We start from the raw sequence: 14,420 nt of genomic DNA, 5'->3' as shown, positions 1-14,420 counted from the left end.
GCCTCATTTTTTTGTTTTTCTATATAAAGGATAATATTTAATTTTGTTGCACAAAAGGAAGCAAGTAGACAAGTTAAGCATAATCAAGACAAGATGAAGATAAAAAGAGGTATACTAAGACTCTATAGAGACGAGAAAGTCTGGTTTACGGCCGATACACATTTCGGGCATAAGAATATCATCAGATACTGCCAGCGTCCATTTGTTGACGTTGAAGAGATGAATTGTACACTCATTGATAATTGGAATAGCGTGGTAAGTCCTGATGATCTTGTGTTCCATTTGGGTGATTTCTCCGTAGGAGGAGCTGCAGAATGGACATCCCTGCTCAACAAATTGAATGGAGAAATAATCCTGTTACTTGGGAATCACGACATGAACAATGTGAATCAAGCCTTTATGCACAGATTCCAATGTGTCAGCATGCAGATGCTCATATCCATTGGTAAACAAAGGATATATTTGAACCACTATCCATTCCTGTGCTATGGCGGAGCATATAGAAACACATGGCAACTCTTCGGTCATGTCCACACCAGTCCTTATCGTACAGGTTTGGACAGTTCCAGGCTCGATTACCTCTTCCCTACTCAATATGATGTGGGTGTAGACAATAATAACTATCACCCAGTATCCTTTGAGAAAGTGAGTGAGATTATACAACAACAAATAAAAAACAGAAAGGAACAAGACTATGTGCGGACCCTGTAAAAGAAGAACACAGAGCAAGCCGGATTTACGAGACAGACTCGGAAATCCGGCGAAAGAGAGATGGTATAACAATATTGTGCTTAACATTCCACATGCCAGTGTGGGTGGACTTGGCATTTCCAGATGGGATGACATAGAAGGTTTGCAGTCTGAAGTAAGACGATGGACAGATTGGTATACCGACCTACTATTCATACCAGATAAGAGAGAGGGAATTCAGATTATGACATCTGACTATTCACGCTTTGCCGTCGATGTAGAGCGTCTTGTCAATGACCCTCTTGAAGCAAAAGGCCAAGGTGTCGTCTATAAGAAATTCAACGGTCTTCATCGGACATTTGAGGGCAAAGAGGAAATAGAGATGTTCCGTTATCATGCCCAATATATGCGATCGTTGAGGATGATGCTAGACGAGCATTCACTATTGATTGACTGTCACTCATTCCCTTCCGATATAAGTGCTGTAGACATCTGCATCGGTTATAATGAGGATTGGAGCAGACCTTCTGACTTTGTCATCGAACTGGTGAAGACCGTTTTCGGAAATAATGGCTATCAGGTAACCTGCAATGCACCATACACTAATGCAATTGCTCCTGAAACAGGCTTTACTTATAACTCTCTGAAGATAGAGGTAAACAAGCGTGTCTATCTGAACGAACAAACGCTTGAGATAACAAGAGGTGCCGTTCAACTGCGTAAATGCTTAGGAACGCTCTATAACTTAATGCTGAATTATTGGGAGGAATTATAAACAAATACGGATTTCATGCCTTGAAAACAAGGTTTTATACTAAAAAACCAGAAAACTAAAGCTGGTTTTGAAAATATTTTTGTATCTTTGCAACGAATAAAAACCAATTCTATATGAGAAAAGTAGGAATAGACGTCGAGTTGATAGACGGGGATAAGCATTTCATTCCACTGGATGATATTATATTCATTGAAGTGAATGTAAAAATCAGTTCTTTCTATTTAAGGAATTCTACTCCTGAGTCTAGAATAACGCTTACGGAGTTGTGGAATAAAATAGAAAAAGCCGGTATAGGTTATAACCACCATCTGAGAAAGATAAGCAGAAAGCATATCATCAACCTGGACTACTTCGACAGAATAGACCATGATAGAAATATGGTTATACTGAAGCGAGATCCGTTTACGATGTCACAGTCTGAATCGAACAAACCTAAAAAGGAACTTCCTCAGGAAGTCCTGAAGCATCTCAACGCCATAAAAAACCTGCAAAAAAAATCAGAATCTGACAAGAAGCAGGAAAACGCTCCCGTGGAGGTTCCTATGAAATATTATGAGGTGAAAATCGGAGAAGATCCGATGAGGAATTTAACTAAATTACTGAAAGACGAAAAACGTTTCAAGGTAATCGAAAAGTACGCGTCCAGGCAAGTGTTGACTGTTCCCGTGGAAGAACTCAATGGCGAGCATCACATGGAGGCAGGCTATGAATACGTGGATCTTGGTCTCACCAGTGGCACCCTTTGGGCTGCTTACGACCTTAATAAGAGAGCCTACCACGCATGGGGTGATCTCTACGAGAGTGAAATATACTCTGAAAGGGATTATATTCACAAGGATAATCATAGCAGTATTGTTGACCCCAATACTGGTGTTCTATCTTTAAACTACGACGCAGCACATCACTTCCGTAGAGGTGGATGGAGAATACCTACTCAGGCAGATTTCGAAGAGTTGCTGAGCCAGTGCGTTCTTAATTGGTGCATCACAGAAGACGGGACACATGGCTGTCTTGTGACAGGCCCTAAAGGCAAGCATATTTTCCTGCCTGCCAATGGCTATATGCAAGGCGAACGACTACAGAAGTATAAAGAGTACTGTAACTACTGGTCTTCAACGAACGGGCCGGATAATAAGCCTATGAAATTGATGATACACGAATATGAGGGAGAAGAACTGGAGCTAATCAGCGGTGTCATCAAAGAAGACGCTTATATTGGTCTGTCTATTCGACCTGTTATTTCGAAAGGTTGCCTTACAAAGCAAGAGGGCAATCCGAAGCGTATGCTCATTCTCGATGACTATTTCGCAGATGATGATGACTTAATTAAGTTAGATCTCATTTCAACATTCGACGGATGGGTAATCAAGAGACTTAGCCTGCCTCTTGAAATAGATAAAGCTAAGGAGCGCTTAAATACAGTGCTGGAAAAATATAATCCTGACGTGGTTGTCGCCTACAAAGAAGCCTGCTTCTGGGGACAACAAATTGAAGGACGTTACAAGTTCTTGATTGAACCGAGTTGGAAAATGTCAGAGGGGTTGGAAGCCTATATGGAAAATGAATTTATAGCCGAAGATGAAAAGGCTTCGTTCCTAAGACTAATCGATGAATACAGGAAGAAGGAAGAAGAGCTCACCCACAAAGACATTAGCGATAGATGCTGGCTATTGGAAGAATGTCCAAGTGGAAATGACCCGCAATTCTATTATTGCAATGGTGCAGAACTGATGCCTCCACTCTCACTGGCCAGATGGGGTGATACGCAGTTAATCCCTATTATCATGCAAGTAATCAACGGGCTGTATCAGGACAAAGATGGGAAAAGGACCTTATACGGTAAGAAATTTAACCTAGCATGATTATTTCATACTACAAGGGCGGGGTTTCATTCCTCGCCCTTGTTTTTTTCTTGTAACCATCCGAAAACTTGCTTAAATTTGCATCATAAATAATTAATGATGTAAATATGAGTAAGAAATCAAACAAGAAGAAGCACGCCGATCTCAAGCAGAAGAGGCTGCAAACGGCTGTAATGAATCAAACCTTAGATGGCATGAGCATGTTAGGTGCCATTGAGAAGATTGTGGATATGGCTGTGGACTCAAAATTTAATGAGAAGTTCTTGCAGCATGTAGAACCATACGCGAAACTTATTGCAGAAAAGCAAAGCATCAATCCCATTCAAGCCATATTCCTTTCTATCTTTGTTGAATTTGACTCTTCTGATCGCAGAGCCAGCATTTGTGATATCTCCAGATTTCTGGACTGCCGTTGTATTCATCTGATGAAATATAAGGATGATGTAGAAGGATTAGTGAAAACCCATTTCTTGAGAAGGAGATGCCGACACGACGATACATCGTATTATGTACCAGGTAATGTTATGAAAGCTATTACCGAAGATGTGAAATATGATCGGGAATCATATAAGTGCGAAGATGCAACTGCGTTTTTCCAGAGATTCTACAGCTTTACCCATCTCAACTATGAAGATGATCTTTCGTATGATCTTCTTTATGAGGAGATCAAGCTGTTGTTCTCTGACAATGCAGAGCTGGACTTTGTCAGGAAGATTAAATCCTTAGATTTGGATTTTGAAGAAGAAATGATACTTACTCATTTCTGTCGGCATCTTGTCCTTAATGAAGATGATGCATTACCCTTGCATAATCTGACATTCCTCCTCGAACTCGATTTTGAACGTGAAAGATTATCTCGAGAATTAAAGAGAGGAAATCACATTCTTATGAAGAGAAAGCTAATCGAATATAATTTCGATGATGGCTTTGAGGACAAGGAATGTTACCGCCTGACTGACAGAACCAGAAAGACAATTCTGAAAGGTTTCAACATCAAACTGTCAAAACAATGCCATCGTGACTTTATCCTGAGCAAGAGCATCGAGGAGAAAATACTTTTCTACGAGGGAGAGACTGTCAGCCAGATAGGCGAACTGAGAGGTCTTCTCAGTGAAGAGAACTTCAAGAGCATCAGGGCTCGGATGAAAGCACAGAAGATGAGGTGCGGTTTTGCCTGCATCTTCTATGGTGCACCAGGCACGGGAAAGACGGAAACTGCGCTGCAACTGGCTCGTATGACTGGACGAAACATCATGCAGGTGAACATCTCAGAGATTAAGAGCTGCTGGGTGGGAGAGAGCGAGAAGAACATCAAGGCCATCTTCGACCGCTATCGTGAAACAGCGAAAAATGCGAAACTGGCTCCGATTCTGCTGTTCAACGAGGCTGATGCCATCATCAGCAAGCGTAAGGAAGGGGCCGAACGGGCTGTGGACAAGATGGAGAATTCTATCCAGAACATCATTCTTCAGGAAATGGAGACACTCGACGGTATCATGATTGCTACCACAAATCTCGAGCAAAATATGGACAAGGCTTTCGAACGAAGGTTCCTTTACAAGGTCAAGTTTAATAGACCTTCTGCCAGTGCTCGTGCCAATATCTGGAGAAGCATGATCCCAGCCTTGTCAGACTCAGATAGCCTGACTCTTGCTGAAAAGTATGATTTTAGCGGAGGGCAGATAGAGAATATCGCTCGTCACTATGCCATTGACAATGTACTGCATGGTGATACAGAGAATCGTTTGGAGCGTCTGTTTGCCTACAGCGATGGTGAGAAGTTCGACAAGAAGGTACAACGCAAGATAGGTTTCGTATGATTATCAAGAACGTCAAATTCTCCTATGCCGTCAAGACCTATCATGTGGGGCCTTATGTCGACTTTATTTCGGAATTGGAGGTTCCTTCCCTGGACTACGATTGCATTGTCAATGCGATTATGGAAGCACGTCCTAAGTATGAACAAATAGAATTAATGAGCTACTCGAAAAAATGAACAGAAATACTATCATGTACATCCCTGACTTTAAAAGTCAGCAAGCCTCGGAGGTGACCAAAGCACTCCGGAAGGCTTTCCCCGAGTGGAAAATTATCTGTGTAGAGATTGATATCAATTCCCTTGCAGAAACAGAAAAAAGTTTAGGTAAAAGTATGCACCTATTCCATCCCGACATTCTCATTGCGGAAGGTCTTGGCGCATTCTTCATCCATCGGTATGCAGGGTGTAATCGTATCTGTGTGAATGCAGACTTACATCCTTCGTACAGATGTGAGCAATCCTTAGTGGAGATGTACACGGACAAAGAAAAGACACAATTGGCCTTTGAACGGGAATATGACCGTGTAAAGAATACGCATTGCTGGGGTGTATTTGGAGAAGAAGCAGATAAGAGAGAATTTTATATGGTGCATTATCCAAACATCATCAACGTTCCCAGAAAGGTTTCGTCCATCCTCGATGCATTAGACGAATGCACTTCGCTTATCAAGACTATTAGCGAATCAGAATGGACGGATGAGTATGGTGTGACCTATGCTGAATACGGTCGCGTTATCGTCAAGGCTGATTATGCACTATTCCGCTATGTGGAGGACTATACGATTCCTTGTGGTGTCAAAACGATCATGAATGGTGCCTTCTATGGTATGGATCTTAAGAGTGTCACCATTCCTGATTCCGTGAAATATATGGGACATCACGTCTTTAGCGAGTGCAAGCTGTTGGAAGAGATTGTCCTGCCACCAAAAGTGGAAAAGATAGAATTGCGTTCCTTTATGAACTGCATCTCTCTGAAGGAAGTTAAGTTGCCAAGGTCATTACGCACCATTGAGACTGAAGCATTTAAAGGTACTGCCATTAGCAATATTGAAATTCCGGCAAGTCTCACTCGGATGGAATATGATGTGTTTGATGATGGTGTCAAACTCATTATACATGAATCGGAACTTAGGGAGTTGCTGGAAGATTCAAGGAACTACCGATTAAAATTTGATGATGATTTTTAATGCATATATTATGAGAATTTCAAAGAATGAAAACGTAGAATTGTACAAGACTTTGTTTGAGAATTGGACCAATTACGATAAGTGGGCTCCGTATTTTTATAAAGAGTTCGTCTGTAAGTATAGTATAAAAGTAATTGCTGGCGTAATGACACCATGCACAGTAAATATAAACGACAGTTTGGATCATGAATTTATATCCTGGCTGAATGAAAAGGGTATCAACATTAAAGAAAACAAAGAATAATATGAAAACAATAGTTTTTTTACACGGGTTCGGATCTTCGGGTTCGACTATGACCGCAGACTATTTGAGAATGAAGCTACCAGAAATAGAGGTTATCTCTCCAGACATCCCCTTAGATCCAAAATTGGCACTTAGGGAACTCAACAAATTGTGTCATGATGTCAATCCTGATGTAATCATAGGCACTTCAATGGGAGCCATGTATGCTCAGCAGATGCATGGCTTCCGTAAGATTCTGGTAAATCCGGCATTCCATGTCAGCCAGATTATGCGACAGAATATTGGTATTAATAAATTTACCAACCCCAGGATGGATGGTGAAACAGTATTCAACATTACAGAATGGCTCTGTGATGACTATGAAATCATGGAAAAGTATCAGTTCCATGGTATCACAGCTTACGATAAGGCACATACTTATGCCTTCTTCGGAACGGAAGACACGCTTGTCAATGGATATGAGGAATACCTGAAATACTATGGCAATGCAACCCAGTACCCTGGCGGGCATAGTCTTCTGCAAAAGTGGGTGAAGGCTTATGTCTTGCCTTGTGCTATACAGTTGTTGGAAGAAGATCCTGATATGGAGAATATCAATTCTGAAAAGATGTATGAGCTACTGGGTATTATCAGCGAAGGAGGAAAACGAGGGCGTCAAGCTTTTGAGGATCTATGGAAGGCCTGCTATCCTGACTTTTTTGACATTGCCGACAAGTATCACGATGTGTATAATCCGATGAAGACAATGAAGGATGGTCTACGAAAGGCTGTATACTCATTTGTACTTGACTATGAGGAGATGGTATATAAAAGTTTCTCGAAGAAGGCGTATCATGAGGTAGAAAGTCTTTTTAAAGAAAAAAAGGCAATGAAAGCCTATTATAAGCTTGTGGATAAAGGAAGAAAGATGGACCCGATACAGGCTATGAAACTATTGACAAAACTCTATATGGAAAACTGTGGTATTAGCCTAGGAGAAAGAACGTTGGCATACGATGCTGGCAGCGGATGGCTGAAAAAATATATCGAAGACAATCCAGAACAAACAGAATGGAATGACCATACTTGTTTTGTTGATGTAATGCCTGCTATCTGTGCAGATTACGATAAGGATGTATATGATCGCTACGATATTGGTTGCTCAACTATTGAAGAGGAGCGTGAAATGGCTATCTATAGTGCAACCTCATTTGATAGCGATACGGCTGCTGCCTTATGCTGGGGAATAGAGTATGCGTATGAGGATATGCAACTACACAATTATTACCAGCTATACAAAGTGATTATAGAAAAAGATAAATCATTAGACATGACAGAGCGTGCCATTTTTTATGACCTCAATGATTCAGAAAAGGAAATGCAGAAATGGACTGAACAAAATCGTGAACACCTGCTATGCTATATCGTCAAGGAGATTCCCAGAGAAAAAGCCTTCCGAGATGAACTTGCCTCTGCTTTCTGCCATTGGCCAGACGAACCGTATATAGAGGATGATGAATTTAAAGAATTCGTATATATGCCGTCAGGGTTCCAACAGAAACATCGTTTCAATGTCGGGGATTTGATAGAATACATATATCACGACAGGAATGTGACGACCTTGAAGTGGGGTTGCATAGCAAAATTACCAAGTAAGAAGGATCCAAGTGTTCTCATCCTCGATGCCAAGAAAACATGGGAAGGCTTAAGCAAAGAGGCATACATTGCCAGTAGCGTAAAAGTGCCCATGCGTTATGTATTTCCATTAAAAAATTATCGTATTCAAGTATAAAACAGGAGGGCAAAAGATGTATATGAAAGGAAATTATATCGCATTTATGACGAAACAGCCAGAAGTGCACTTAAATGTAATGTTTGGTTACAATGACCTGACAGAAGCTGATTTTGAGAAAACAGAACACATCGGGTTTATATTGTCTGTTATTGATGACAAGACGTATCTGGTCATGACAGTTCGTCCCATGGAAGGGTTTCGGTGTATTGTTGACAATGCTGACATTCTGCATTCAGTCAATGAAAATGAACTTACGAAAAAAGAGCTGGCATATGAAGAAATGATTGAGTTTACCGCTCCCAATGTCTATCATTCGCATACCGGAGTTCAAGGAGATACACTTGAAGAGAAGTGTATTAATTGTGCAAAGGAAGCTATGGAGAACCTTTTCCCTAACGAAGAGATTGCATGTTTCGAGTTCTGCGAATCAGACTTTTTAAAAGCCGATTTATTGAATGGACTTCAAGGACTTTTCGACTTATTCAACATAAAAAGCCGAGATAAGGAACTGGAAGAAGCCTGCACAAAGTTTGAGGAAATCCTTCAGAACAAGCACTTCAAAGAATACTATACCCTAAGAGTTGGAGTATATGAAAATACAGAGAAAAAGAGTATCTATTATTACTATGTAGCCATCGACTTAAAAATGAAGGAAGTGGTTATTATGAGAAATATAGATGAACGTACCCGTTTCTTCAGGAGCCTTGGCCCAGATTACGATTATGTCTATGAATGTAAGATGAATATTACTCGTGATTTGCTAATGAAAGGCTAAAGATGGTATTCTAAAAGCGGAGAATCTATACCTCTTATTACACGTTTCATACCAAGTTTCTGTATTACTATTCCAGATAGGGAAAAATGTTATAACTTTGCAAAAAGAGAAAGCCGAAACGCTTTAAAAAGGGAGTAGGCATCATATAATAATATAGAATATGATATCGTTATTCTTTTGGCTGCTGTTAGGTGTCGGTCTTGGTCTGTTCCTGGTGTACATTATATATTGTATCTTTTCAATTATCAATGGACTATTTGACTGCATGGGTGATAATGGTTCCATTATTGGATGGACAATCGTTATCGGAGGAATCCTTCTTCTTTTCTTATTGTAGAGATATGTTAAAAATGTCAGGGGGGTGGTATCGTGTAATGTCGAAAAAGGCACAGCGAAGTAAGCAGATAGAACGTAGCTGTAAAAAACTATATCTCGAAGAGCGAAAATCAAAGGAAATTACACGAGAAATGAGAAAAATGTCACATGGAGCTTCTCCTTATTACTATAGGGGAATGAAACAAATTGATGACATTCAATACTTTTTAGAATTAAGGAATGAAGCAGAAAGGATATACTCCAATTATATAAGACACAGGGGCAAATGGATCAAATATGTAAAAGGCGGTGGAACATTCTTCTATACACCGATGAAAAAGAAAGAGAGAAGGAAATCATTGAGGAAACATCGGCTATTTCCACTTTCCTATTATATGCAGATTCAAGAGGAATACAAAGAATACATGGAAGAAAAATCATAAAATAAAAAATATGAAAATAGGCTGCATTACTTCAGACGGCAAATCAGTTGAACAGGTTGATTTGTCTGTTGTCAAAGAAACCGTATATGAGTTGGAGATAGTGGTAGTTAACCATCCCCGGCACTATCCTAAGTACAAAGTATCCTCTCAGACTATAGCTTTTGCTGATACACAAAAGGAAGCAGAATATCTCATACAGGATGCTTTAGAATCGAAGAAATGGAAGACCGAAGATATCTTCTGCTTCTATATATATGAGCGTCCCATTGATTTTGAGTACGGATGGTCAGAATATATGTCATCATGGGTGTATTCTAACGATGGTCATCTATTGAATAAACGATTGTTCCCAACATTCTGGTCTGAAGGAAAATTCGATGGACGTTCTGAAGAAGAAGTGCGGTTTAAGTGGGGTGATCTAGTGGAATGTCTATGGGGAACTTCGGTAGAACTTGTATATGTCCTAGCATCCCCTCCAGGAAAGGAGCATTATATAAGAATCAGTAAAGAACAAGGGAAACCTTACTTCGGTGACGACTCTGATGATTCCTATGTTGTCATTGATGGCCCTGGCTATCAGTATCACAGTCATGTAGATGCACTCTCACTCTTTACTCCCCATTATAATATTCCGAAGAGTATCCAACAGAAATACCTAAAGATCTGGGAAGGTTATCTGAAGGATCTCGAGGAATATCGAAAAGACATTGGATATAATGCACCATTTTAATAATATTGGCTATGAATAAATCTATATATGAGTTGAAAATTGTACAGACAGAAAGGAACTGGTTCACTGTACGCAGGTATCCAAGATATGATACTACAGTATCCTATCAGATACTATATTACACATTAGAAGAAATAGAAGCATATATAAAAACCGCTGTAGAAAAGAAGGTCTTTAGAGACTTAATATGTTTTATGGTATATGAATACACTTTAAATATGTTAGACAGCATAGATGTCAAGCCAAGAGTCTTTGACAATGAAGGCAATGAAGCTTGTAACATACGATATAAAGCTGGTGATTTCGTGGAAATATTCAGCAATGACGAAATTGTTCTCGGCGTAGTTTCTGAGATTATGGAAGATGGATGTACTGTAATGACAGACAAAAGATTGAACAGTTGTAGGCATATGGATTTTGAATATCTTTTCAAACCACACTATAAGATCCCTGTTCGCACAGAAATTCGGTTGAGAAAGGCATACGAACACTATTTGGCACACAAAATGAGAAATATAAAAGAGATAAAAACAAAAAAGTAACATAAATAATAAAAGAAAATGGAAGTGAAATTAGCAATAGTAGGCAGTCGAACATTTAACGACTATGCAACGTTTAACTTCGTGATGAATAAGATTTGTCGCGAGAATGACTATAATGTAAAGCAAGTGATTTCCGGAGGTGCTGTAGGTGCAGATACCTATGGCGAACAATTTGCTCGACTGAGGAACATACCAATTAGGGTGTTAAGACCAGATTGGAATCGCGAAGGGAAAAAAGCAGGATTCCTGAGAAATGTGGAGATTATTAAGGCATGTACTGTGTGTATTGCTTTTTGGGACGGGGAAAGTCACGGTACTCGTCATGATATACAACTCTGTATAGAGCAGAAGAAAGATTGCTGGGTATATAATATTAAGACAAATAAGCTATTCTTCCGAGCTGGTTCCGAAGAGGGTGATGACATCTTTAGAATTTCAACAAAAACTTGATATCTACTTCATTGAATCTAATTTGATAAAATTGCATGAGGTACAACAATAGGAGCAACACCGCTATGGATGCTGCTCCTAATTCTTTTTCGCCCACTAAGACTATTAGGATATTGGTCTCTTCTCCTTGTAATATTTATCAGACTCTTCTTTATACATTTCCTCCAGTTTACGGTTGATATCTCCTTCAAGGGTCTGGACGGTATAGAACCAGTCCGTCGGAACGGGGCCTATTTCGTAACGATGAGAGGCATCGCTCTCTTCCACATAGGCAATGACAAGCACCTTCAGATTCGGTTTGTGGAAGAACCAGGAAAGTGAAAAGACATCATCGGCTATTTGCTGAACAATCTTGTCATAAGTATATTGTGTCTGCTTCTTCCACTCTCTGGCATCTTGGTATAGCTCGTCATCGGTACCCACATGGAAGAAGCGTCTCGGTATATAGTAGCTGTCCTCATGGGAGTCTAACCTGAAATGATGCTTGCCAGGAATCTTGGAAAGCTCAATAACAACAGTATCTGACAACTCATCTGGCGAATCAATGGCTCTCCTGTTTGATATTGTTATCCCCCTTCTTTCCAGACCAACCAACAATTCGTCATAACCACACACGTGCTCTCTGGCATTGTAATCGGCTGCATCCTTCAACGCTGCCAAGGGAACGGTATCACCAGTCTTGCCAATAATCAACCGCCCAAGACCATCTGATATATCTTCATCTTCTAATACCTTCCAGTCTTCATCAACAATCGGGAAAGTAATAAAACGGTTGCAATAGTATTTCTTCTTATCCTCTTCGGTTGCCTCACAAATCAATACGCCTTTGAGGTCATAGAAATACGCGCCTATTCGGATAACCTTTTTCTCATGATCCAGCTTCACTTCAAAACTCTTGCGGACATCCTCTGTTCTGGCCGACTCGTTGACATTTTTACCAGAATCATCGATTTCCTTATGGTCAACGGATTCCAGAACCTTGAACTTTGTTTGCAGGGCATCTTCCTTGAAATGCGGATTATCGAGTATGAATTTCGTTTCAAACACTTTCTTGTTACCTGAACAGTGGTCCATGACGCTACAGCAACGAAAGAAGGGATTTTTCTTCAGCTTGGAAGCAACAAGTTCCAAAACTTCATTCTCGCTACCAGTGACCACAGACGACGCATAAGGGATGACATTGAAAATGTCCTTTGCGCTGTTCGTATTCTTAACGTAATATGTGACTAAATATTCCATCTTACTCTCAATTAGTGGCTGCGAAGGTACGAATTTTCGATGAAATAAAGGCCAGTTATAGCATAAAACGTCAATAAGAAAGCGGTTTTCGCCCTTTTTTTCGTACCTCTGGCTTCGCCGAAGGTACTTTAGCTCGACAATAAGAACAAAAAATCATTTTTGTTTTGTATTGTTCTCGCTTATTCGTACCTTTGCACCCGCATAAGAGGTAAAAAGATGAAGAAGAAAAGCTTGATTCCACAATATCTGCAGGACGAACTCAGCAACTTAGTTCAGAAGAAGGATGCCTACACAGAGGAGGATATCGACCAGCTAAGTCGTGACTATGATTATGTCCTAAAACAGCGGGAACAGCTGAAGGAGGCAGAAAAGTATGGCGCAATCCCCAAAGAGGAAGCTGCCATCACCAACCTGACGCTGATGGTAAAGCAGTTCATCATACAGGAAACCACGAAAGATGCCGTGCGCTACTTGGAGCAAGAAAAGGAAAGACTTGATAATAGGATAAAAGAGCTGGAACAGAGTAATTAGATAATGGATAACAACACAAAGCATAGAATACTTTTTGTCTGTCACGGGAACATCTGCCGAAGCCCGATGGCAGAGTTTGTAATGAAGGACTTGGTGAAGAAAGTGGGACTGGCGGACAGTTTCATGATTGAATCGGCGGCCACCTCGACAGAGGAGATAGGCAACAGTGTCTATCCCCCTGCCCGACGGAAACTGGCAGAACACGGTATTAGCTGTTCGGGTAAGACAGCACGACAGATGACGCGCTCGGACTACAACCGCTACGACCTGCTGATAGGCATGGATTCGTGGAACATCCGTAATATGCGAAACATCTGCGGTGGCGACCCAGAAGGGAAAATTGTGATGCTGATGGATTTCACCCGACGGCCTGGTGATGTAGCTGACCCTTGGTACACTGACAACTTCGAGGCCACTTGGCGCGACGTTCTTGAAGGCTGTCAGGCATTGTTAGACAGATTTGCTAAATAAAGGGAGCAACACCGCATGGATGCTGCTCCCAACTGTTTTTAGATGTTTCAATTCTTTTTAGACAAAGCCCTGAAAGGCTTATGAGACCTCGATGGCCTTGGTGACCTTCTGCTTCGGCTCGGCCTTCGGCATGGTGACAGTCAGGATGCCGTCCTCCACCTTGGCAGAGATCTGGTCGCGAACGACATCATCCGGCAGCGTGTAGTTCTGCTCATAGTTCGAGTAGCTGAACTCGCGGCGCAGATAGTGGTGGTGCTTGTCCTCATGCTTGTGCTCGGCCTTGTTCTCGATGGCGATGGTCAGGTTGCCCTCGTCGTTGATGGCTACGCGACAATATTCTTTCTTGATGCCAGGGGCTGCGAGCTCCATAGTATACTCTGTCTCACTCTCCTTGACATTGACAGCAGGTGCTGTACTGTTGGCACGAGGCATAAAATCAGTGTTCAGGAAATCGTCAAATACTGTTGGGAACCAACTGTTTTTAAACATCACTGGTAACATAATCAATACCTCCTAGTTATACTTTTAGTTTAACGTATGTTGTGAACGCCTCGGCTTTCGCTTCAGCTTTCA

Annotated in this window: 15 protein-coding genes; 13 read left to right on the top strand and 2 right to left on the bottom strand. The window is 40.9% G+C overall.

All coding sequences use genetic code 11. The annotated features are described in order from the left end of the window. The first annotated feature begins 93 nt into the window (after positions 1 to 93). The 11 genes from BUB86_RS02575 (at position 94) to BUB86_RS02515 (ending at position 11,606) form a co-directional block, all read left to right on the top strand. Positions 94 to 711 carry a metallophosphoesterase gene (locus BUB86_RS02575; RefSeq protein WP_073204888.1) on the top strand — a complete coding sequence of 206 codons (618 nt, stop codon included), beginning with the start codon at positions 94 to 96 and terminating at the stop codon, positions 709 to 711. A gap of 76 nt (positions 712 to 787) precedes the next feature. Further along, complete coding sequence (locus BUB86_RS02570) at positions 788 to 1,465, top strand: N-formylglutamate amidohydrolase (RefSeq protein WP_175549388.1); 678 nt, start codon at positions 788 to 790, stop codon at positions 1,463 to 1,465. Between the two features lie 113 nt (positions 1,466 to 1,578). Continuing rightward, positions 1,579 to 3,327 carry a LytTR family transcriptional regulator DNA-binding domain-containing protein gene (locus BUB86_RS02565; RefSeq protein ID WP_073204881.1) on the top strand — a complete coding sequence of 583 codons (1,749 nt, stop codon included), beginning with the start codon at positions 1,579 to 1,581 and terminating at the stop codon, positions 3,325 to 3,327. Between the two features lie 107 nt (positions 3,328 to 3,434). Then, positions 3,435 to 5,147, top strand: a complete 1,713-nt coding sequence (locus tag BUB86_RS02560; RefSeq protein ID WP_081373052.1) for an ATP-binding protein — start codon at positions 3,435 to 3,437, stop codon at positions 5,145 to 5,147. A gap of 172 nt (positions 5,148 to 5,319) precedes the next feature. Then, a complete protein-coding gene (locus BUB86_RS02550; RefSeq protein WP_073204875.1) occupies positions 5,320 to 6,333 on the top strand; it encodes a leucine-rich repeat domain-containing protein in 1,014 nt (337 codons plus the stop codon). A 206-nt stretch (positions 6,334 to 6,539) separates the two neighbouring features. Then, positions 6,540 to 8,348 (top strand): YqiA/YcfP family alpha/beta fold hydrolase, encoded by a 1,809-nt coding sequence (locus BUB86_RS02540; RefSeq protein WP_081373051.1) that lies wholly within the window; start codon positions 6,540 to 6,542, stop codon positions 8,346 to 8,348. 16 nt (positions 8,349 to 8,364) lie between these two features. Next, entirely contained in the window at positions 8,365 to 9,126 is a 762-nt protein-coding gene (locus BUB86_RS02535; protein ID WP_073204866.1) for a hypothetical protein, read from the top strand. Between the two features lie 248 nt (positions 9,127 to 9,374). Continuing rightward, positions 9,375 to 9,884, top strand: coding sequence for a hypothetical protein (locus tag BUB86_RS02530; protein WP_073204863.1), 510 nt, complete (start codon positions 9,375 to 9,377; stop codon positions 9,882 to 9,884). Positions 9,885 to 9,894: 10 nt separating this feature from the next. Continuing rightward, positions 9,895 to 10,614: a hypothetical protein gene (locus BUB86_RS02525; protein ID WP_073204860.1), complete on the top strand. Its 720-nt coding sequence runs from the start codon at positions 9,895 to 9,897 to the stop codon at positions 10,612 to 10,614. 11 nt (positions 10,615 to 10,625) lie between these two features. Further along, positions 10,626 to 11,156 (top strand): hypothetical protein, encoded by a 531-nt coding sequence (locus BUB86_RS02520; RefSeq protein ID WP_073204857.1) that lies wholly within the window; start codon positions 10,626 to 10,628, stop codon positions 11,154 to 11,156. 24 nt (positions 11,157 to 11,180) lie between these two features. Further along, positions 11,181 to 11,606: an SLOG family protein gene (locus tag BUB86_RS02515; protein WP_175549385.1), complete on the top strand. Its 426-nt coding sequence runs from the start codon at positions 11,181 to 11,183 to the stop codon at positions 11,604 to 11,606. A 105-nt stretch (positions 11,607 to 11,711) separates the two neighbouring features. On the opposite strand, the gene BUB86_RS02510 is transcribed toward BUB86_RS02515, so the two are convergent. Beyond that, positions 11,712 to 12,845, bottom strand: a complete 1,134-nt coding sequence (locus BUB86_RS02510; RefSeq protein ID WP_073204850.1) for a hypothetical protein — start codon at positions 12,843 to 12,845, stop codon at positions 11,712 to 11,714. Between the two features lie 216 nt (positions 12,846 to 13,061). Here BUB86_RS02510 and BUB86_RS02505 point away from each other — a divergent pair, with 216 nt between their 5' ends. Further along, positions 13,062 to 13,376: a hypothetical protein gene (locus BUB86_RS02505; protein WP_073204847.1), complete on the top strand. Its 315-nt coding sequence runs from the start codon at positions 13,062 to 13,064 to the stop codon at positions 13,374 to 13,376. A 66-nt stretch (positions 13,377 to 13,442) separates the two neighbouring features. Beyond that, positions 13,443 to 13,847, top strand: coding sequence for a low molecular weight protein-tyrosine-phosphatase (locus tag BUB86_RS02500; protein WP_254795074.1), 405 nt, complete (start codon positions 13,443 to 13,445; stop codon positions 13,845 to 13,847). A 78-nt stretch (positions 13,848 to 13,925) separates the two neighbouring features. Here BUB86_RS02500 and BUB86_RS02495 read toward each other — a convergent pair whose 3' ends face one another. Next, positions 13,926 to 14,336 (bottom strand): Hsp20/alpha crystallin family protein, encoded by a 411-nt coding sequence (locus BUB86_RS02495; RefSeq protein ID WP_254795073.1) that lies wholly within the window; start codon positions 14,334 to 14,336, stop codon positions 13,926 to 13,928. Positions 14,337 to 14,420: the final 84 nt, after the last annotated feature.

This window comes from Xylanibacter ruminicola, assembly GCF_900142525.1.
Classification (GTDB): domain Bacteria; phylum Bacteroidota; class Bacteroidia; order Bacteroidales; family Bacteroidaceae; genus Prevotella; species Prevotella ruminicola_A.
The sequence above is the reverse complement of the archived record's forward strand: the minus strand, read 5'-3'. Positions and strand labels throughout refer to the sequence as shown.